Origin of the sequence: Xanthomonas sp. BRIP62415, assembly GCF_003993515.1 — a bacterium.
In the GTDB taxonomy this organism is placed as follows: Bacteria; Pseudomonadota; Gammaproteobacteria; order Xanthomonadales; family Xanthomonadaceae; genus Xanthomonas; species Xanthomonas euroxanthea.
On record NZ_QEZH01000028.1, the window covers coordinates 150,330 to 170,395 of the forward strand.

A 20,066-nucleotide genomic window follows, 5' to 3' on the forward strand; every position below is an offset into this window, starting at 1 on the left:
GCGTCTCGGCACTCGGCACTCGGCACTCGGCACTCGGCACTCCGCGGCCGGTGCCGGACCAGGCCGGACCGGTGGTCCAGCCTGCATCGCTGCACGGCCCACCGTGCAGCGATGCGCAGCGGCGATCGCGCCTCAGAAGGTCACATACAGCGTGGCGCGCAGGTTGCGGCCCGGTTCGCTGTAGCGGCCGATGCCGTCATCGGTGGCATAGCCGTACAGATAGAAATCGCCGCGGGTGACATTGCGGATGCGCGCCCACTGGTAGTAACGCTCGTCGAACAGGTTGTAGACGCCGAGATTGACGCGCACGTGCGCGTTGAAACGGTAGCTGCCGAACAGGTCGACTACGCTGTAGGCATCGCTGAGGAATGGCTCGGCCGCAGCGCCGAAGATGTCGTTCTCGACGTTGACGTCCTTGGCTTTCTTGGCCAGCGCATGGGTGATGTTGGCGGTGACACGCAGGCGCTCGTCCAGGCCCTGCCAGCTCAGGCCGAGCACGCCGCGATCCGGATTGATGCTGTCCAGCGGGCGGCCGTCTTCCAGCTCGCCCTGGTTGTGGGTCCATGCCGCGCGCAGCAGCCAGGCATCGCCGAGCCTGAACTGCGCATCCAGTTCCACGCCCTTGACCTCGACCTGGCCGACATTGCGCAGCGTGGTGTAGGCGTAGCCGTTGCGCGTGGTGCACACGCCGCGGGTACAGGTCTGGTAGAGCGTGCCGGCATCGGTGGTGACGGTCTCGCTCTGGATGAAGTCGTCGTAGCGGTCGCGGAACACCGACAGGCCCACGCGCGCCCAGTCGCTCTCCCAGCGCCAGCCCAGTTCCAGGTTGAGGCTGCGCTCGGCCTCCAGTGCCGGATTGGCGGCCACGGTGGGGACGTTGACGGTGGTGCCGGTGTCCACCCGGGTCAGCGCGGTGATGCTGGTCGGGGCGTACATCTCGGCCGTGGTCGGGGCACGGAAGCCGCGCCCGGCCTGGAACCACAGCGTCTGCTGCGGGGTGAAGGCATAGCTGATGCCGGCCTGCCAGGTGGGCGAGGAGAACGTCACCTCGCGCACCGTGCCGGTGCTGTCGACGAAGGTGGGCGACAGCGTCGGCGCGTAGCGATACTGGTCGTAGCGCGCACCCAGGGTCAGCTGCAGGCGGTCGTCGAGCAGGCCGATGCGATCGCGCAGGTACACGTTCCAGCTGTCGGCATCGGTCTTGGGCACCTGCGCCGGATCGATGGTGGCGGTGTCCAGCGTGCCGGCATTGTTCCAGCGGTAGTCGATCGCGCTGTAGTCGATGCTGCGGCGCTGCCAGGCCGCCCCGTACAGCAGCGCCTGCGACCAGCCGTTGCCATGCAGCTGCTTGTCGAAGTCGACCGCGATGCGGTCCAGGGTCTGCTCGGTGTCGCGATCTTCGGCCCGGCGGCACGGCAGCGCCACCGTGCAGCGCGTGGTGGCGGCGGTGGCCGGCGTGCTCGAGCTGCCGCTCTGGGTCAGGATGCGGGTGGTGCCACGGCTGTCGGTCTGCTGGCGGTCCAGCTGCGCCTGCAGGGTGTCGAACAGGGCGTTGTCGGCATTCCAGAGGTAGCGCAGGCCGTAGCGGTCACGGTCGTTGCTGTCGTCGCCAACGCGTTCGGCGTAGCTGGGCGCGCTGACGCGGCTGAGATTGTCGACCCGGTTCTGCGCGCGGTTGCGCTCGTACACCACGCCGAAGCGGTGCTGTGCGTTCGGCACCACGTCGAGTTTGGCCAGCACGTTGTCGCTTTCGTTGTCGATCGGGTCGGGCGTGCGCCGCGCGCTGCCGGTGTCGATCCCGGTGCTGGAATACCAGCCCTCGGACTCGTGGCCCTCGCGGCGGGTGTAGCTCAGCATCGATTCGACGATGCCGCTGCGGTTGGCGACGGTGAGGTTGCCCAGCCATTGGTCGTTGTGGCCGGTGTAGCCGGTCTTCAGGCCGACATGGCTGTCGTTGCCCTGTGCCTTGAGGTAGTCGTAGGGATCCTTGGTGGTGAATACCACCGCACCACCGAGCGCGCCGCTGCCGGCGCTGATGGAATCGGCGCCCTTGACGATGTCCACCCGCTTGAGCGAATCGACGTCCACGCCGCCGCGGCCGGCGCGGAAGAACTCGTAGTCGCGCGCGGTCTCCACGCCCTCGGCCATCGACAGGCCGTCGATGGTCATCGCCACCCGGTCGCCTTCCAGGCCGCGGATGTTGAAGCCGTTCTCGCCGAAGCGGCCCATGTCGGCGATGCTCACGCCGGGGATGTAGCGCACCAGGTCCTCCATGCTCTCGGCCTGTTCCTGCTGCAGCTGCGCAGTGTCGAGGGTGGTGACGTTCTGGTTGCCGGAGGCGCGCTTGTCGCGCGCGGCCTTCACCTCGACCGGGTCGAAGGTGGTGGCGTCGGCCGGTGCCTGTTCGGCATGCAGCGGGAAGGCCAGGCCGGTGGCGATCGCCAGGGCCAGCAGGGTCGGTGTCGAGGTCATCGTGGAGTCCACAGTCAGGAAGAGGAAGGAGCGCCGGACGGCGCGGACCTGGCTGCAAGCGGCAGAACACCGCAGTCGCGTAGCTGGGTGGGCCCGCCAGCGGCGGGCCAGGGGGCGCGGGCGCCAGGGGCCCGCGCGGCAGGTCAGTCGGCCCGGGCCGGCGCGGTCGCCGGCGCCGGCAGCGCGCCATCGCTGGCATCGACCACGCCATCGTGGTTGCGGTCGACGCGGGCGAAGGTGCGCAGCCCCGACGCCTGATATTCGGCGAAGGTCATGCGCTGGTTCTTGTCGGTGTCGAGCACCTTGAAACGCACATGCACCTGGCGGTCGTCGGCCTGCTCGAGCGCGGTGAGGCGGCGGTTGAGGCGGTCTTCGAACTCCACCCGGTACTCGTCCGGCGACAGCGCCGCGTTGCGGTCGCCGTCGGCGCTGGCGAACTGCGCCGCGCGCAGGCCGGCGTATTCCTTGCGGCCCACCTTGCCGTCGCCGTTCTCGTCGTACAGCGCCAGGAAGCCCTCGGCCGACTGGCTGTCGGGCATGCCGGGGCGGCCGCCATCGCGATCGAAGGCCTGTGTCCTGTCGCCAGGGGTCGCCTTGGCCGCCGCCGTCAGCGCCGCCTGGCCGCGCGCCCAGTCCTGCGCACCGGCGGCGTCGAATTCGGCGCGCGCCACCTGCCCGTCGCCATCGGCATCGAGTGCGGCAAAGCGCTGCCTGCCGTGCGCGGCCTGCGCGCTGCGTTCCTGCTCCAGCGCCTGCTGGCGACGCTGGCGGAATTCGGCCACGTATTCGTCCTCGTCGACGCTGCCGTCGTGGTTGCGGTCGGTGGCGTCGAAGCGGGCGCGGCGAAAGGCGGCGAAGTCGGCGGCGGTGATGCGGCCGTCGCGGTCGTCGTCATGCTGGGTGATGAAGGCCTGCACGTTGTTGCCGTGACCGCCGAGCAGCGGGCGCGGCCCGGACTGGGCGAGTGCGGTTGCGGGAAGCAGCAGCGCGCACAGGCACGCGCCGGCCAGGGAGCCAGTGTTCATGGATTGCCTCTTGAGGGGGAAACGGTGGCGGGCCGTGGCGCTGGCTGGGCCTGCAGACGTGTCGGTACGCCGGGCGGAGACACCGCGCCGGTGAAGTCGGGCCAGTGGGGCATGCAACCGCCGCAGCGGTTGCGCGGCGCTACGGCTCCAGCACCTGGAAGGTGAGCGTGGTGCTGTTGCTGTACTCGCGCACCGGGGCGTCGGCCGGGGCCGGGGTGCGGTGGCGGGAGAGCGCCAGCCAGGTGCCGGCGCGGTCAAGCTTCATCGTGGCGCGGCCGGCCGCGTCAGTGGTCAGGCTGACCAGCGTCGGGGTACGGTCGGAAGTCCAGACCGCCTCGCTGATGTCCACGGTCTGCCCGGCCAGCGGCACGCCGTCGTACTGCACCGTAAAGACGAAGCGCTCGCCGACATACAGGTCGTTGGGATGGGAGACCGGCACCAGTTCCAGGCCACGGTTGCGCGGCGCCAGCGCGGTGCGATCGGGCTTGCCGATGCTCAGATAGGTGTCGGCCAGGGTGCGCGACTGGAAGCTGGCGAGCAGCGTGGCGCCCTTGGGCATGGGTACGTTCGGATCGCGCACGGTCTGCCGTTTGCCATCCAGCTCCCAGGTACGGAATTGCGCGCCCACGCGCAGGCCGGTGCTGACCCGGTAGGTGCCGGGCTGCTTGCCCAGGGTGTGTTCGACCACGGTGCGGGTGTCGAGCGCCTGCACCCGGGCTGGCGCGACATCGCGGCCGTCGGGCCCGGTGATGCGGAAGTGGCTCTGGTCGAAGGCCGCCTCCGGGACGAAGAAGGTCTCGGCGAAGGCCGCGTCCAGGGTCACCGTCTGGCCCGGTTGGGGCGTGAAGGTGTTGGGTGCCAGGTAAGGGGTGTGCGCAGAGGCGGAGGCAGCGAGCAGCAGCGCCGACAAGGTCAGCAGTTTCATGGGGGGCCCTGTTCCGAGTGGGTCGCTGGCGGCAGGGCGCGGGGCGGCGCAGGAAGCTGGCTGACCACACGATATTAACGAAAATGCGAATCGTTCACAACAATAACAGGCGCTGCTTCGCGCTTCTCCAGCGCGGGATCAATGACGTGCGCTCGGGCCGACGTGTACCGTGTCCGCTTTCCCCGCCGTCTCTTCGCCATGAGTACCTACCACCTGCAGCAGGTCTTTCGTCCCACCACCGTGGCGGTGGTCGGCGGCAGCCCGCGCGATCGCTCGGCCGGGCGGGCGGCGGTGCGCAATCTGCGCGCGGCCGGGTTTCCCGGGCAGATCGGCTGGGTGAGCCCGCGCTATACCGAGATCGACGGCGTGCGCACGGTGGCGCGGCTGACCGATCTGCCGTGGGTGCCGGACCTGGTGGTGATCACCGCGCCGGCGCGCATCGTGCCGCGCATCGTCTCCATCGCCGCGCGGCGCGGGGTGGCTGCGGCGATCATCCTCACCGCCGGGCTGGGCAGCGGCCCCGGCTCGCCGGCCGCGCGGATGGAAGCGGCCGCGCGCGCCAAGGGCATGCGCATCCTCGGCCCGCACTGCCTGGGCGTGATCGCCCCGCATGCGCGGCTCAATGCCAGCATCGCCGCGCATTGCCCGCAGGCCGGCGACCTGGCATTGATCTCCGAATCCAGCGCGATTGCCGCCGCGCTGGTGGAATGGGGCGTGGCGCGCTCGGTGGGGTTCTCGGCGGTGGTGTCGCTGGGCGATACGCTGGATGTGGATTTCGGCGATCTGCTCGACTACTTCGCCACCGACTACCGCACCCGCGCGATCCTGCTGTACGTCGAACGCATCGGCGATGCGCGCAAGTTCATGTCGGCCGCCCGCGCCGCCGCGCGCGCCAAGCCGGTGGTGGTGGTCAAGTCGGGCCGCCAGTTCCGCATCAATCCCAATGCCGATACGCATGCGCAGGCGCTGGCCGGCTCGGATGCGGTGTATGGCGCCGCATTCGCGCGTGCCGGCCTGTTGCGGGTGGGCGCGCTGGACGAATTGTTTGCCGCCGCCGAGACGCTGGGCCGGCTCGGCAGTTTTCCCGGCCGGCGGCTGGCCATCCTCAGCAATGGCGGCGGGGTGGGGCAGCTGGCGGTGGACCAGCTGGTGCTGCGCGGCGGCACCCTGGCCGAGCTGTCGGCCAAGACGCTGGAGCGGCTGGATCAGTCGTTGCCGCAAGGCTGGTCGCGCAGCAACCCGGTGGACATCATCGTCGATGCCGATGGGCCGCGGTATGCCGCGGCGATCGAAGCCTTGCTGGACGACCCGGAGAACGACGCGCTGCTGGTGGTCAACGTGCCGACCGCGTTCACCTCCTCGGCCGATGCGGCCAAGGCGCTGACCCGCGCGCTGGACCAACGCAACCGCTACCAGCGCGAAAAGCCGGTGTTCGCGGTATGGCTGGGCCAGGACGATGCGGCGATTGCCGCGCTCAACGCCGCGCGCGTGCCCACCTATGCGACCGAATCGGACGCGGTGCGCGGCTTCACCCACCTGGTGCGCTATCGCGAGGCGCAGGCGGCGTTGATGGAGACCCCGCCCAGCCTGCCGGAAGATTTCGTGGTGGATGCGGCCATCGCCCGCACCGTGGTCGACGACGCCCTGGCGGCCGGCCGGCGCTGGCTGGACCCGGTCGCCACCAACCGCCTGCTGGCCGCCTACGGCATCCCGATCGTGCCGCTGCAGGTGGCCGCCACCGCCAACGAGGCCGCCTTGCTGGCCGACCCGCTGTTGGCCGTCGGCCGCACGGTGACCTTGAAGGTGCTGTCCAGCGACATCGCGCACAAGTCCGATGTGGATGGCGTGCGCCTGAACCTGTCCAGCGTGGCGGCGGTGCGCGAGGCGGCGGCCGGCATCCTGGCGCGGGCGCGCGCTGCGCTGCCGGATGCGGTGATCGAGGGGGTGATCGTGCAGCCCACCGTGCTGCGGCCGAAGGCGCGTGAACTGATCGCCGGCATCGCCGACGACCCGGTGTTCGGCCCGGCCATCGTGTTCGGCCGTGGCGGCACCGCGGTGGAAGTGATCAACGACCGCGAGCTGGCGTTGCCGCCGCTGGACCTGCGCCTGGCCCACGAGCTGATCGGGCGCACGCGGGTCTCGCGCATCCTCAAGGCCTACCGCGACGTGCCGGCGGCCGACGAGCGCGCGGTGGCGCTGGTGCTGGTCAAGCTGGCGCAGCTGGCCGCCGACATCCCGGAAATCACCGAGCTGGACATCAACCCGTTGCTGGCCGACCGCGATGGCGTGATCGCGCTGGACGCGCGCGTGGCGGTGGCGCCGGCGCGCAAGCTGCACAAGGGCCGCGGCCATCCGCGCTTTGCGATCTTCCCGTATCCGAAGGAGTGGGAGCGCCAGATCGGGCTGGGCGATGGCACGCATGCGCTGGTGCGTCCGGTGCGCCCGGAGGACGACGCCTTGTTCCGCGCGTTCTTCGCGCGGGTCACCGACGAAGACCTGCGGCTGCGCTTCTTCCAGTCGGTCAAGCATTTCAGCCACGAATTCATCGCCCGGCTGACCCAGCTCGATTACGCGCGCTCGATCGCGCTGGTGGCCATCGACCCCAAGACCGGCGACATGCTCGGCGCGGTGCGGCTGCATGCCGACGCCGATTACGAGCGTGGCGAGTACGGCATCCTGATCCGCTCCGACCTCAAGGGCCACGGCATCGGCTGGCAGCTGATGCGCATCATGATCGAGTACGCGCGCTGGCTGGGCCTGAAGCAGATCGAAGGCCAGGTGCTGCGCGAGAACCGCACCATGCTGGCGATGTGCCAGAGCCTGGGCTTCGGGGTACGCCCGGATCCGGACGATGCAACCCTGATGGCGGTGACACTCCCTATAATGGGCGAGCCACGCCCGGCCTGACCTTGGGTCACGCCGCGGTCCCCCCTCCTCACCGCATGCCGGATCTGCCGGGCCTCGCCCCGGCCCGTTGCTCCGGCTGTCGTCTTGGCCCGCCTGGGAGTGTCAATGTTTCGCGATTTCAGAATGTCGTTCTTGGTCACAGCGATCTGCCTGGGCCTGGCTGCCTGGTGGGGTCATACCTCCGCGATGGGCATCTGGCAGGCCCTGTGGCTATGCCTGGTGCTGAGCGTGCTGGAGGTGTCGTTGTCGTTCGACAACGCGGTGGTCAACGCCGGCGTGCTCAAGCACATGAACGCGTTCTGGCAGAAGCTGTTCCTCACCGTCGGCATCCTGATCGCGGTGTTCGGCATGCGCCTGGTGTTCCCGATCGTGATCGTGTCGGTGGCCACCGGCATGGGCCTGGTGCCGGTGATGCAGATGGCGCTGAAGGAGCCGGACCGCTACAGCCAGGTGCTGACCGACAACTACCCGTCCATCGCCGCCTTCGGCGGCATGTTCCTGCTGCTGGTGTTCCTGAACTTCCTGTTCGACCAGGAGCGCAAGCTGCACTGGCTCGGCCCGGTGGAACGGCTGGTCGGCAAGCTGGGCAAGGCCGATGCGATGTCGGTGATCGTGGCGGTGTCGGTCTTGCTGGGCACCAAGCTGTTCCTGCCCGACGCCATCTTCCAGAGCGTGCTGTTCGCCGGCCTGGGCGGCATCCTGCTGTACCTGCTGGTCGGCAGCGTGGACGCGCTGTTCGAGGCCGAAGAGGGCGAGGACGGCATGGGCCCGGCCAAGCGCTCTGGCATTGCCGCCTTCCTGTACCTGGAAGTGCTGGACGCCTCGTTCTCGTTCGACGGGGTGATCGGCGCGTTCGCGATCACCCGCGATGTGGTCATCATCATGCTGGGCCTGGCGATCGGCGCGATGTTCGTGCGCTCGATGACGGTCTACCTGGTGCACAAGGGCACCCTGGACGAGTTCGTGTTCCTGGAGCACGGCGCCCATTACGCGATCGGCGTGCTGGCGATCATCATGCTGGTCGGCACCGTGTACCACGTACCGGAAGTGCTGACCGGCCTGATCGGCGTGGCCTTCATCGCCGCCTCGGTGTGGTCCTCGATCCGCTACCGCAAGCGCCACCATATCGGCCCGACCGAGATCTGATCCCGCGCATTGGCCGCGCTAAAGGCGTCAGGCGGTTCACTTGAGAGCGGCTCGCAAAGCGTCTTCGCGGTCATCGGGTGGACGCTGCTGACGGACGGGCGGGCGCCGTTAGGTCTGTGGCTTGGCTGCAAGGCCCTTGCCCGCCCACCATCGCAGGACACGCCGCAAGTACGTCCGTGTAGGCTCTGGCGCGGCATCCATGCCGCTCAAGGTCCCGCGACGGTGGGCGGGCAAGAGCCAGTCGAGACGGTCGGTGTGCATGGTTTTCAATAAAGCAGCCGACCAACTGTCTGGTGCGGTGAGGGCGCCGCGCCCTCGACGCTGCGAGTTTGCTGCAGGGCCCTTGCCCGCCCACCCTCGCAGGACACGCCGCAAGTACGTCCCTGTAGGCTCTGGCGCGGCATCCATGCCGCTCAAGGTCCCGCGACGGTGGGCGGGCAAGGACCAGTCGAGATGGTTGGTGTGCATGGTTTTAATAAAGCAGCCGGCCAATTGTCTGGTGCGGTGAGGGCACCGCGCCCTCGACGCTGCGCGTCCTTGCTGCAGGGCCCTCTACCGCAACGTCCAATAAAGAGAGAGGCGGCGCACACCTGGATTCGGCAGCGGCGAGTTTGCTCCCGCAGCTTGGGCGTACCGGCGGCCCGCCAGGCGTGCGGTGCCGCTTGAGGCGGTCTCGGCCAACTGACCGGCTTCAGCATCGATGTGTGTCGCAGCCAACCCAACCGGACCCAACTGGTCGATGGAAATGCCGGTTTAGGCCTTGACTGCGCAGTCCAATTGGACGGGTTCCCAGCCTCTTGCCGACCGTTCGTCAGACAGTGCTTTGTGTTGTAAGGGTTTTCGGGAATTTCCTACATTTGGTGTTGACCCCTCCGGGTGACCCCACTATCTTGGGGGAGTCGGTGGTTGGTCGCCCCAAGGCGTCCGGACCAGTGAGAGCATGATTTGCAGCAGGTTGCCAATCAAACGCCTCTCCGCGGCGGCAGCGATGAACGATCACAGCCATCCGGGCCTCGCCTGGAGCAGGCGGCGTGGTCTCGTTGCGCCGCTGTTGTTTCGCCACCGACCACTGCGCGACAGCACACCGCGCGGTGGCGGCCGTGGAATCTCCGGTAAGGAGATGGCTGGTGAGGCGATGCCGCCGCGGACCCCGTGTCCTGCGTGCTGGTCGTTGCGCACCGCCATCGCTGTCCAGGGAGTCCGGATCCGGCCGCAGCCCGTCCCCCAGCCGGGTTCGTGTGCCTACGCATGGAGGACGCATGACCACCAACGACACCCTTGCCGCGATCGCCGCCGGTACCGCAACACCCACCAGCGTTCCCGCCGGTGTCAGCGTGCCCGGTTGCGGCGCGCCGGAATTGACCGACCCGTCGGATATCGTGCCGCCTCCCCGCCAAGCCATTGCAATGCACGCACAGACCATCGAAGAACAAGCCGTCGCCACCTGGATCACCAAGGAAGCCGGCAACCGCCGGATCCCGTTCGAGCCGGAGCGCCTGGAGCGCGCCATCGACCAGATCCATGCCGAATTCCCGCAGCTGGACGTGTCCGACTACAAGCGCTCGGTGTTCGGCTTCGTCGATCGCAAGGACAGCGTCAACGCCGACGACCTGGTCGACCATCTGATCCGCGAGGCCGAGGCCCGCGTCGATCTGACCACCCCGGAGTGGGAGCACTTTGCCGCGCGTCTGTACCTGCGCCGCCTGTACAAGCGCGCCAGCCGCAACCGTTTCTACGACGCCAGCCAGAAGTACGGCTCGTTCGTCGGCCTGCAGGAGAGCCTGGCTGACCGCAATGTCTATTCCAACGACATCCTGCGCCGCTACTCCAAGGACGAACTGATCGAAGCCGGCAAGATGATCGAGCCCGAGCGCGACAAGCTGTTCGCCTACAACGGCCTGTACCTGCTGGCCACGCGCTACCTGGCCACCGACAACTCGCGCGGCGTGTTCGAGCTGCCGCAGGAGCGTTGGCTGACCATTGCGCTGTACCTGATGCAGGACGAGATCGGCAACGGCAAGGGCAGCCGCGAGCGCCGCATGCAGCTGGTGGGCGAGGCCTACTGGGCGCTGTCCAACCTGTACATGACCGTGGCCACCCCGACCCTGGCCAATGCCGGCAAGGTCGGCGGCCAGCTGTCGAGCTGCTTCATCGACACCGTCGACGACAGCCTGCAGGGCATCTACGACTCCAACACCGACGTGGCGCGCGTGTCCAAGCACGGCGGCGGCGTGGGCGCGTACCTGGGCTATGTGCGTTCGTCCGGTTCGGCGATCCGCGGCGTGTCCAATTCCTCCGGCGGCGTGGTGCCGTGGATCAAGCAGCTCAACAACACCGCCGTGTCGGTGGATCAGCTGGGCCAGCGCAAGGGCGCCATCGCGGTCTATCTGGACATCTTCCACCGCGACATCGAGGCGTTCCTGGATCTGCGCCTGAACAACGGCGACCAGCGCCTGCGCGCGCATGACGTGTTCACCTCGGTGTGCATCCCCGACCTGTTCATGGAAGCGGTCGAGCGTCGCGGCGACTGGTATCTGTTCGATCCGCACGAAGTGAAGCGGATCAAGGGCTGGTACCTGCAGGACTTCTACGACGAGAAGAAGGGCGACGCCAACAGCAGCTTCCGTCGCAAGTACGAGGAAGTGGTTGCCGACGAGCGCATCACCCGCAAGACGGTCAAGGCGATCGAGATCTTCAAGCGGATCATGGTCAGCCAGCTGGAAACCGGCAACCCGTTCATGTTCTACCGCGACGAAGTCAATCGCAAGAACCCGAACAAGCACGAGGGCATGGTCTATTCGTCCAACCTGTGCACCGAGATCCTGCAGAACATGAGCCCGACGCGGATGATGCAGGAGATCATCAGCGGCAATCAGATCGTCACCACCAAGAAAGCCGGCGACTTCGTCGTGTGCAACCTGTCCTCGATCAACCTGGGCCGCGCGATCACCGTGCAGGCCGACCAGGCCGACCTGCTGGGCGCCGACGTGCTGGAGCGGTTGATCCCGATCCAGGTGCGCATGCTCGACAACGTGATCGACCTGAATCAGCTGCCCGTGCCGCAGGCCACCATCACCAACCAGAAGTACCGCGCCATCGGCCTGGGCACCTTCGGCTGGCACCATCTGCTGGCGCAGAAGTCCATCCACTGGAATGCCAAGGAAGCCGAGGACTACAGCGACGAGCTGTACGAGCGCATCAACTACCTGACCGTGCAGGCGAGCATGGAGCTGGCCAAGGAAAAGGGCACCTACAGCGTGTTCCGCGGCAGCGACTGGCACACCGGCGAGTACTTCCGTGCGCGCGACTACAACAGCCCGCAGTGGCTGGAGCTGGCCGCGCAGGTGGCCGTCAATGGAGTGCGCAATGCCTGGATGCTGGCGGTTGCGCCGAACATGAGCACCGCGCAGATCGCCGGTTCCACCGCCTCGATCGACCCGATCTACAGCGCGTTCTACTACGAAGAAAAGAAGGACTTCCGCCGTCCGGTCGCCGCTCCGGGCCTGTCGCTGGAAACCTGGCCGTACTACGAAAAGGGCGCCTACAAGGTCGACCAGTTCGCCAGCGTGCGCCAGAACGCGCGTCGCCAGCGCCACGTCGACCAGTCGATCAGCTTCAACTTCTACGTGCCCAGTACCATCCGTGCCAGCACCTTGCTGGACCTGCACATGACCGCCTGGCGCGAAGGCCTGAAGACCACGTACTACGTGCGTTCCAACGACATCGACATCAGCGAGTGCGAGTGGTGTTCGAGCTAAAGCGCATGCAGTAGCGAAGCGCATTCGCGCTTCGCTTCCACGGTTCGCGTTGCGAACCGTGGACCCTGCTTCACCAGCTCCCACACCCCGCGCCTTCGGCGCGCCCCCTCACGCAGGGGGCTTTCTTCCAGAATGATTGCTGCCGTCGTCCCCGCTGCACGCGCGCGCGACGCCTGAAACACGAGTAGAGACCCATGTCCGCAACACCGCTTGAGCGCATCAAGATCCTGGAGCCGCGTCACCCCAACCGCTCCACCGCCATCATCAATGGCGAAACCTCCGGCATCCTCAACTGGAACGACATCCCGTACCCGTCCTTCTATCGGGCCTACAAGGAGCTGTCGACCAACTTCTGGATCCCCGACGAAGTGGACATGAAGGGCGACGCGCGCCAGTACAACGAGCTGTCGGCGCGCGAGAAGAATGCCTACGACTCGATCATCGGCCTGCTGGCCACGCTGGATTCGCCGCAGACGCGCTTCATCTACAACGTTGCCGAATACATCACCGACCCGGCCGCGCATGCCAATGCCGCGATCATCGGCCAGCAGGAAGTGATCCATAACGAGAGCTATAGCTACGTGCTGGCCTCGATCACCGGCCTGGCCGACCAGAACCGCGTGTTCGAGATCGCGCGCACGCATCCGACCATCATCAAGCGCAATGCGCCGATCATGGGCGCCTACGAAGACTTCATGCGCGACAAGACGGCCGAAACGCTGATCCGCGCGCTGATCCAGTCCTCGATCCTGGAAGGCATCAACTTCTATTCCGGCTTTGCGTATTTCTACAATCTGGTCCGCCAGAACCGCATGACTGGCACCGGCAAGATCATCAGCTTCATCAACCGCGATGAGCTGGCCCATTCCAAGTTCATCAGCGAGCTGATTCGCGCCATCATCGGCGAGAACCAGGCGCTGCAGGGCGACCAGCTCACCGATTACGTGCACAAGGCCTTCGAGCACGCGATCGACCTGGAAACCCAGTGGACCGCCGAAGTGCTGGACGGCATCGACGGCATCGACGTGGACGAGATGATCCGCTACGTGAAGTACCGCGCCAACAAGATGGCTGGCATGCTCGGCATCGAGAAGCTGTACGAAGGCGCCAACGACAACGTGATGCCGTGGATCAAGGCCTACGCCGACAACTTCACCGAAACCAAGACCGACTTCTTCGAGATGCGGAATGCCTCGTACAAGAAGACCAACTCGGATAACGGCTTCGACGATCTGTGAGTAATCGGGAATAGGGAATCGGGAATGGCAAAAGCAGGCAATAACGCGCTCTTCCGATTCCCCATTCTCCATTCCCGAATCCCTGCCCCATGAACATCCTGCTCGCACTGGCCTCGTTGAGCGGCAACACGCGCGATGTCGCGCGCAGTGTCGCGCTGCGCTGCGAAGCGGCCGGGCACACGGTGACCTGGCTGGAGACCGACGTGCAGCGGCTGGAGCAGGTGCCGCATGCGCCCGGGCAGTACGAGCTGTTTTTGCTCGGTAGCTGGACCGACAACGGTGGCCGCACGCCGGCAGAGATGAAACGTTTCATCGTCGAATTGGTCGAAACGCTGGGCAAGCCGCCGCGGGTGGCGGTGTTCGGCACCGGCGAAACGCAGTGGGGCGAGGACTATTTTTGCGGTGCAGTGCATCGCATCGCACAGTTCTTCGCCAGCCCGTTTCCGCGTTTGACCATCGAACAGATGCCCCACGGCGTGCGCGACGCGCAGGCCATCGCCGCCTGGACCGACGAGGTCCTGGCCCAATGCCAACACGATCCCCACGATGCACACCATTACCGTCACGTCGCCTGAGCACTACACCGCCACCCTGGCCGCGCATCCGCGCGCGTTGGTGGATTTCTACAAGGACAACTGCCCCGGCTGCCGCATGCTCGACATGTCGCTGGACAAGTTCGCCAACAGCGAGGCCGCCGAGGGCGTGGCCTTGTTGAAGGTCAAGCTGGAAGTGGTGGGGGAGGAGTTCTTCCGCGGCCTGGGCCTGCGCCAGACCCCGACCCTGGCGCTGTACCGCGATGGCAGCGAGGTGGCGCGCCTGCCCGGCTTCCAGTCGCCGGCGCAGGTGGAAACTGCGGTCAAGACCAGCCTCTGAGCCACCGTGGCGCGCAGCCGCCTGCGCGCTTGCGGTTGCACGCCATTGCATCGGAAAGGTGGCTGCATGCCGCCGCCTAAGCGAGCGAGCGCGACGCAATCTGATGCTCACGTAGGAGCGGCCCCGGCCGCGACCGCCGTCCCGAGAAACCCCATCATGCGCGCGGCGGTACACGACAGCCACGCCGAATGCCGGCCACCGGCCAACACGCCAACGGCAGCCGCGCGCAAGCGCAACGTAGCGCCTGCGTCGGCAAGATGGCCGCCAATCACCGCTGCGCTGCGTTCCGGCGTACGCCGCTGCGGCTGACCGCCTATCCTGTCTGTGTCAGGCTGCTGCAATCGCCTTGGCACGCAGCGCCTCTCCACTGGAACCCCTCATGTCAGACAGCTTGCAGACCCAGCCACCGATCGAAGCCCGCATGGCCGAGATCGTGTTCCCCAACCACACCAACCATATGGGCACGCTGTTCGGCGGGCAGGCGCTGGCGTGGATGGACAAGGCCGCATTCCTGGCCGCATCGCGCTATGCGCGGCGTGCGGTGGTGACCGCGCGCTCGGACCAGGTGGATTTCAAGCTGCCGATCCGCCAGGGCCAGATGGTGGAAACCATCGCGCGGGTGGTGTCGGTGGGGCGCAGTTCGATCAAGGTGGAAGTGGAACTGATCGCCGAGGACCTGCTCAGCGGCGTGCGCGAGCTGTGCACCCGCGGCCACTTCGTGATGATCGCGCTCGGCGACGACGGCAAGCCGACCTCGGTGCCGGCACTCCCGATGACGGACAAGGGCTGAGGCTGCAACCAGCGCTGTTCTCGTCGCCGGTGCAGCCGGCCAGGCACCTGTCATGCGCGCATGGCAGGGCGCACCAGGTGCACATGCGTACCCCGCAAGATGCGGCTGCGTAACCGGCAGCCGCCTGCGCTGGCCTATTCCTCGACCTCGCGATCTTCGCGCTTGGTTTCTGCCATCGCCTCGGGTTCCAGCTCTTCGGCGCTGCGATTGAGCTTGACGAACACGCCCCAGGCAATCAGCAGCAATGCCGCACACGAGCCAACCGCCGCGGCATATGGCAGCTTGGCCGGATCGGCGTGCATCAGCTCGAAGATCGACACCAGGGTTTCGATCGCCAGCGCGATCACGATCACCACAAAAAAGCGCGACAGATAGCGGCGCACGCGTGTCGGCCCGCTGACCTTGACGTCGCGCAGGATCTCTTCCTCGAAAATGGTCTGGCCCAGCTCCAGCGTCACCAATGCCACCGTGAGCAGACCGACGGCTTCCAGCACCACGTTGAAGCGGTCGCGCACCACCATGTCGCCGCCGGGGGTGAAGCCATGCCACAACTCCAGCCCGGCCATCGTCACCAGGCCCGCCGCGCACAGCACGAAGAACGCCAGGATCACGAAGTGACCGGCACGGAACAGATGGCTGAGCAGCTTCATGATGACGACGGCGAGGGAGGGCTGCAGAGCATCGTGTGCGTGGCGTCGTGACGGCGCGAAGGCTGCGCCGACCGAGTACGCCCTCATCCGGCGCTTCGCGCCACCTTCTCCCGCAGGCGGGAGAAGGATTTGCGGGGAGCAAACGGCGGGGTGGCGAGGAGGTCGCTGTGGTAGTGCGAGGGCTGCACCGACCGGCGCGCCCTCATCCGGCGCCTTGCGCCACCTTCTCCCGCAGGCAAGAGAAGGATCTGCGGTGAGTAGGCGGCGGGGTGGCGAGGAGGTCGCTGTGGCGGTGTGAGGCTGCACCGACCCGGCGCGCCCTCATCCGGCGCTTTGCGCCACCTTCTCCCGCAGGCGGGAGAAGGGAAGGGATCTGCGGGAGCAAGCGGTGGGGGCGGGGAGGTTGCTGTGGTGGTGCGACGGTTGCGCCGAGTGGACGCGCCCTCATCCGGCGCTTTGCGCCACCGTCTCCCACAGGCGGGAGAAGGTGGCGCCGCGGTGTAGGGACGCAGGCCGCTCGTCCAGTCATGCAGCGGGGCTGCCACTGCCTTCTCCCGCTTGCGGGGGAAGGTGCCCGAAGGGCGGATGGGGGGCGACGCGCACGCCCGCCCGCCATGCCCATCAGCTATGCCGCAACACCTGATACGCCTGCAGATGCACGTTGGCGGCCATCAGCAGTGGTGCGTTGCGTCCGGTTTCGCGCACGCGCCTGAGCATGTCGCCGACGATCTGCGCCGCTTCTACTTCCTGGCCGGCTTCCAGGTCGCGCAACATCGAGGCCTTCAATGGCGAATCCACCTGCAACAAGGTCTGCAGCGCCTTGGCGCGCGCGCTTTCCGGAATCGGCTGGCCGGCCGCATCGGCGGCCCACAGGCATTCGTTGTACACGCCGTTGATCAAGGCGCGGCCGTCGTCGGTGGCGACGATCGCCCCGACCGGCGCACGCATCAGGCAGGTGGCCGCCGCCAGCGCGGTGAGGAAGCTGTACTTGATCCACTGCTCCTGCGCGATCTGCGCGCTGGCCACATGATCGATGCCGGCCTGCGTGCAGGCTGCCGCAAATGCCTGCACGCGCGTCGACTCCGCACTGCCATCGCGCTCGCCGAAGGTCATCGCCGCCGGCTTGCCCAGGTGCAGGATCTCGCCCTGCGCGCCCTTGGTGGCGCTGATGAAGCACAGCCCGCCCAGCACGCGTGCCGCACCGAAACGCTCGTCCAGCGCGGCGTAATGGCGCAGGCCGTTGAGGATCGGCAGCACCGTGGTGTGCTCGCCCACCGCCGGCGCAATCGCCTCGATCGCGCTGTCCAGGTCGTAGGCCTTGCAGCTGAGGATCACCAGGTCGAACGGCCGCTGCGCCACCAGCGCCGGCAGATCCTGCGCGGTGACATGCGCCACCGGGAGCTCCGCATCGCCCAGCGGACTACGAATGCGCAGGCCATCGGCCTGCAGTTGCGCGGCCCGCGCAGCGCGCACCAAGAAGGTGACATCGACCCCGGCCTGCGCCAGACGCCCGCCGAAATAGCCACCGGTGCCGCCGGCGCCGAGGATCAAGATACGCATTGCCATCGTCATCAGCTCCGCAAGCCCACGCCACGGCGCAGCAGCCACAGCGCCAGCGCGCTGAGCACCGCGACAAAGCCCAGCATCAGCGCGTAGGCGACCCAGATCGGCACGTCCGAGCTGCCGAGCAGGCCATAGCGGAACGCGTTGACCATGTAGAAGATCGGGTTGGCGTGGGTGGCCGCTTCGGCCCAGGGCGGCAGCAGCTTCACCGAATAGAACACGCCGCCCAGATAGGTCAGCGGGGTCAGGATGAAGGTCGGCACGATCGCCACGTCGTCGAACTTCTTGGCGTACACCGCATTGACGAAGCCGGCCAGCGAAAAGATGGTCGCGCCCAGCAGCACGGTGGTCAGGGTCACCAGCGGATGCGGGATGCGCACCGGGGTGAAGAACATCGCGATGATCAGCACCAGCGCGCCGACCATCACCCCGCGCAGCACCGCGCCGGAGACATAACCCCACAGGATCACCCAGTTGGGCATCGGGCTGACCAGCAGCTCTTCCACATGCCGGCCGAACTTGGCGCCGAAGAAACTGGAGGAGATGTTGCCGTAGCTGTTCTGGATCACGCTCATCATCACCAGGCCCGGCACGATGAACTGCATGTACGTGTAGCCGCCCATGTCGCCCACGCGCGAGCCGATCAGCCCGCCGAAGATCAAGAAGTACAGCGTCATGGTGATGGCCGGCGGCACCAGGGTCTGACCCCAGATGCGCAGGATGCGCTGCACTTCGCGGCGCACGATGGTGCCCAGTGCAATCCAGTTGCGGCGCGCGTTGGTGGGTTCGGTCACGGTGTGGATCTCGTTCATGGCTGGCCTCCGCTGCGCGGCTGCGCTGGCGGCGTGCCGTGGGGCACGACAGGCGTGGATGCGGTGGCGGCGGCATCGGCCGGGGCCGGGGCGTCGCCGGTCAGGCGCACGAACAGCTCTTCCAGCCGATTGCTCTTGGTGCGCATCGAACGCACCCGGATGCCGGCGCTGCCGAGCGTGGCGAACACGCGGTTGAGATCCATCGCGCGCGGCATGTCCAGGTCCAGCGTGTGGCCGTCGATGGCGGTGAGCGTGGTGCCTTCGATCACCGGCAGTTCGGCCGGCAGGTCGCCGTCGATATCGAACAGGAAGCCCTCCACGTCGAGCTTGGCCAGCAGTTCGCGCATCGGGCCCTGGGTGACGATCTGGCCGTGGTTGATGATGGCCAGGTTGCGGCACAGGTGCTCGGCTTCTTCCAGGTAGTGCGTGGTCAGGATGATGGTGGTGCCGGCGGCGTTGATCTCCTTGAGCACGCGCCACATGTCGCGGCGGATCTCGATGTCCACGCCGGCGGTGGGCTCGTCCAGGATCAGCAGGCGCGGCTGGGTCATCATGGCGCGGGCGATCATCAGCCGGCGCTTCATGCCGCCGGACAGCGTGCGGCTCATCACCTGGGCCTTTTCCCACAGGTGCGAGCGGCGCAGCTCTGCTTCGGCCAGACGCTCGGCCTCGGCGCGCGGCATGCCGTAGAAACCGGCGTAGTTGACCAGGATGTCGAAGGGTTTTTCGAACAGGTTGAAGTTGACCTCCTGCGGGACCAGGCCGATCAGGCGCATCGCATCGCTGCGCTGGCCGACCAGGTCGGTGCCGAACACTTCCACCTGGCCGGCGGACAGGTTCACCAGCGAGCTGATGATGCCGATCAGGGTGGATTTGCCGGCGCCGTTGGGGCCGAGCAGGGCGAAGAAGTCGCCTGGCGCCACGTCCAGCGACACGCCCTTGAGCGCCTGGGTGCCGTTGTCGTAGGTCTTGCGCAGATCGCACACACGCAGCGCGGGTGCGGTGGTCGGAGATGGGGAATTCAAGATGTTCCTTCGCGTCAGCGTGACGGCGCAGCGAGTTACAGGCCGTTATTATAGAAGCCCGCGGGGGCAAGCCCCGATCACAGACTGTCCTAAATACGTTCGTGCCCGTTCAATTCCCCCTCAAGCTTGTCGACCGGCGCATGATCGCGCCCACCGTGGCCCACTGCCAGTTCCTGCGTGACGACGGGCAGCCGCTGGATTTCCAGCCCGGGCAGTTCATCCAGATCCATTTCACTGCCGCCGACGGCACGCCGACCAAGCGCAGCTATTCGCTGGCGACCATCCACGACCACGCGTTCGGACCGGGCGAGGCGGTGGATATCGCGGTGAGCTTCGTGCCCGGCGGCTCGGCCACCGCGCTGTTCGAAGGCCTGCAGATCGGCGACCAGTTGCAGGCCAGCGGTCCCTATGGACGTTTCTGCCTGCCGGCGGGCGACCACAACCGGCGCTATGTGCTGATCGCCACCGGCACCGGCGTCACCCCGTACCGCTCGATGCTGCCGTTGCTGGCCGAGGCGATCGCCACCCGCGGCGTGCAGGTGCTGCTGCTGCAGGGCGCGCGTACGCCGGCCGAGCTGCTGTACGGCGACGACTTCCGCGCGTTTGCCGATGCGCACCCGCAGTTCCGCTATATGCCGTGTTTTTCGCGCGAGCTGCCGGAACAGCCGCATGCCGATGTGCGGCACGGGTACGTGCAGCAGCAGCTGGCCGAATGCGCGCCCGATGCGCAGGGCGATATCGCCTACCTGTGCGGCAACCCGGACATGGTGGACAGCTGCATCGACGCCCTGAAGGCAGCCGGCCTGCCGAACGCGCAGATCCGCCGCGAGAAATACGTCAGCCCGGCACCGGCAAAGACCTGAGGCTTTCCGCGCAAGGCCG

15 protein-coding genes are annotated in these 20,066 nt (G+C 67.2%); 8 read left to right on the top strand and 7 right to left on the bottom strand.

Annotated elements, in window-relative coordinates; all coding sequences use genetic code 11:
* Window positions 1-132: 132 nt before the first annotated feature.
* From EO141_RS13310 to EO141_RS13320, 3 genes are all read right to left on the bottom strand, one after another.
* A complete protein-coding gene (locus EO141_RS13310; RefSeq protein WP_127169432.1) occupies window positions 133-2,472 on the bottom strand; it encodes a TonB-dependent hemoglobin/transferrin/lactoferrin family receptor in 2,340 nt (779 codons plus the stop codon).
* Window positions 2,473-2,615: 143 nt separating this feature from the next.
* Window positions 2,616-3,497 carry an EF-hand domain-containing protein gene (locus tag EO141_RS13315; protein ID WP_127169433.1) on the bottom strand — a complete coding sequence of 294 codons (882 nt, stop codon included), beginning with the start codon at window positions 3,495-3,497 and terminating at the stop codon, window positions 2,616-2,618.
* Window positions 3,498-3,636: 139 nt separating this feature from the next.
* Complete coding sequence (locus EO141_RS13320) at window positions 3,637-4,422, bottom strand: DUF4198 domain-containing protein (RefSeq protein ID WP_104584155.1); 786 nt, start codon at window positions 4,420-4,422, stop codon at window positions 3,637-3,639.
* A gap of 198 nt (window positions 4,423-4,620) precedes the next feature.
* Here EO141_RS13320 and EO141_RS13325 point away from each other — a divergent pair, with 198 nt between their 5' ends.
* The 7 genes from EO141_RS13325 to EO141_RS13365 all read left to right on the top strand — a co-directional run bounded on the left by EO141_RS13325 (window position 4,621) and on the right by EO141_RS13365 (window position 15,134).
* Window positions 4,621-7,329 (top strand): bifunctional acetate--CoA ligase family protein/GNAT family N-acetyltransferase, encoded by a 2,709-nt coding sequence (locus tag EO141_RS13325; RefSeq protein WP_127169434.1) that lies wholly within the window; start codon window positions 4,621-4,623, stop codon window positions 7,327-7,329.
* 105 nt (window positions 7,330-7,434) lie between these two features.
* Window positions 7,435-8,475: a DUF475 domain-containing protein gene (locus tag EO141_RS13330; RefSeq protein WP_104534912.1), complete on the top strand. Its 1,041-nt coding sequence runs from the start codon at window positions 7,435-7,437 to the stop codon at window positions 8,473-8,475.
* A 1,259-nt stretch (window positions 8,476-9,734) separates the two neighbouring features.
* The gene (locus EO141_RS13340; RefSeq protein WP_104650307.1) at window positions 9,735-12,233 is read left to right on the top strand and encodes a ribonucleoside-diphosphate reductase subunit alpha; all 2,499 of its coding nucleotides are present in this window, start codon (window positions 9,735-9,737) and stop codon (window positions 12,231-12,233) included.
* Between the two features lie 194 nt (window positions 12,234-12,427).
* Window positions 12,428-13,471 (top strand): ribonucleotide-diphosphate reductase subunit beta, encoded by a 1,044-nt coding sequence (locus EO141_RS13350; RefSeq protein ID WP_024940691.1) that lies wholly within the window; start codon window positions 12,428-12,430, stop codon window positions 13,469-13,471.
* An 89-nt stretch (window positions 13,472-13,560) separates the two neighbouring features.
* Entirely contained in the window at window positions 13,561-14,046 is a 486-nt protein-coding gene (locus tag EO141_RS13355) for a flavodoxin (protein ID WP_119129834.1), read from the top strand.
* Window positions 14,018-14,344, top strand: coding sequence for a thioredoxin family protein (locus EO141_RS13360; RefSeq protein ID WP_119129833.1), 327 nt, complete (start codon window positions 14,018-14,020; stop codon window positions 14,342-14,344). The genes EO141_RS13355 and EO141_RS13360 overlap by 29 nt, the downstream gene beginning before the upstream one ends.
* Window positions 14,345-14,723: 379 nt before the next feature.
* The gene (locus tag EO141_RS13365; protein ID WP_104584165.1) at window positions 14,724-15,134 is read left to right on the top strand and encodes an acyl-CoA thioesterase; all 411 of its coding nucleotides are present in this window, start codon (window positions 14,724-14,726) and stop codon (window positions 15,132-15,134) included.
* Between the two features lie 134 nt (window positions 15,135-15,268).
* Here the strand turns inward: EO141_RS13365 and EO141_RS13370 are convergent, their stop codons facing one another.
* The 4 genes from EO141_RS13370 to EO141_RS13385 all read right to left on the bottom strand — a co-directional run bounded on the left by EO141_RS13370 (window position 15,269) and on the right by EO141_RS13385 (window position 19,184).
* On the bottom strand, window positions 15,269-15,784 hold the full coding sequence (locus EO141_RS13370) for a hypothetical protein (protein WP_104584167.1): 516 nt from the start codon (window positions 15,782-15,784) through the stop codon (window positions 15,269-15,271).
* 621 nt (window positions 15,785-16,405) lie between these two features.
* On the bottom strand, window positions 16,406-17,350 hold the full coding sequence (gene panE, locus EO141_RS13375; protein WP_184631093.1) for a 2-dehydropantoate 2-reductase: 945 nt from the start codon (window positions 17,348-17,350) through the stop codon (window positions 16,406-16,408).
* A gap of 5 nt (window positions 17,351-17,355) precedes the next feature.
* Window positions 17,356-18,159, bottom strand: coding sequence for an ABC transporter permease (locus tag EO141_RS13380; RefSeq protein WP_104584169.1), 804 nt, complete (start codon window positions 18,157-18,159; stop codon window positions 17,356-17,358).
* Window positions 18,156-19,184 (bottom strand): ABC transporter ATP-binding protein, encoded by a 1,029-nt coding sequence (locus EO141_RS13385; protein WP_209271788.1) that lies wholly within the window; start codon window positions 19,182-19,184, stop codon window positions 18,156-18,158. Before EO141_RS13385 ends, EO141_RS13380 begins: the two co-directional genes overlap by 4 nt.
* A gap of 140 nt (window positions 19,185-19,324) precedes the next feature.
* Here EO141_RS13385 and EO141_RS13390 point away from each other — a divergent pair, with 140 nt between their 5' ends.
* On the top strand, window positions 19,325-20,047 hold the full coding sequence (locus EO141_RS13390) for a ferredoxin--NADP reductase (RefSeq protein WP_241236667.1): 723 nt from the start codon (window positions 19,325-19,327) through the stop codon (window positions 20,045-20,047).
* Window positions 20,048-20,066 lie beyond the last annotated feature (19 nt).

Coding starts and splice junctions, on each gene's coding strand:
- EO141_RS13310 (WP_127169432.1), bottom strand. CDS start 2,472: ATGACCTCGACACCGACCCTGCTGGCCCTGGCGATCGCCACCGGCCTG.
- EO141_RS13315 (WP_127169433.1), bottom strand. CDS start 3,497: ATGAACACTGGCTCCCTGGCCGGCGCGTGCCTGTGCGCGCTGCTGCTT.
- EO141_RS13320 (WP_104584155.1), bottom strand. CDS start 4,422: ATGAAACTGCTGACCTTGTCGGCGCTGCTGCTCGCTGCCTCCGCCTCT.
- EO141_RS13325 (WP_127169434.1), top strand. CDS start 4,621: ATGAGTACCTACCACCTGCAGCAGGTCTTTCGTCCCACCACCGTGGCG.
- EO141_RS13330 (WP_104534912.1), top strand. CDS start 7,435: ATGTTTCGCGATTTCAGAATGTCGTTCTTGGTCACAGCGATCTGCCTG.
- EO141_RS13340 (WP_104650307.1), top strand. CDS start 9,735: ATGACCACCAACGACACCCTTGCCGCGATCGCCGCCGGTACCGCAACA.
- EO141_RS13350 (WP_024940691.1), top strand. CDS start 12,428: ATGTCCGCAACACCGCTTGAGCGCATCAAGATCCTGGAGCCGCGTCAC.
- EO141_RS13355 (WP_119129834.1), top strand. CDS start 13,561: ATGAACATCCTGCTCGCACTGGCCTCGTTGAGCGGCAACACGCGCGAT.
- EO141_RS13360 (WP_119129833.1), top strand. CDS start 14,018: ATGCACACCATTACCGTCACGTCGCCTGAGCACTACACCGCCACCCTG.
- EO141_RS13365 (WP_104584165.1), top strand. CDS start 14,724: ATGTCAGACAGCTTGCAGACCCAGCCACCGATCGAAGCCCGCATGGCC.
- EO141_RS13370 (WP_104584167.1), bottom strand. CDS start 15,784: ATGAAGCTGCTCAGCCATCTGTTCCGTGCCGGTCACTTCGTGATCCTG.
- panE (WP_184631093.1), bottom strand. CDS start 17,350: ATGGCAATGCGTATCTTGATCCTCGGCGCCGGCGGCACCGGTGGCTAT.
- EO141_RS13380 (WP_104584169.1), bottom strand. CDS start 18,159: ATGAACGAGATCCACACCGTGACCGAACCCACCAACGCGCGCCGCAAC.
- EO141_RS13390 (WP_241236667.1), top strand. CDS start 19,325: ATGATCGCGCCCACCGTGGCCCACTGCCAGTTCCTGCGTGACGACGGG.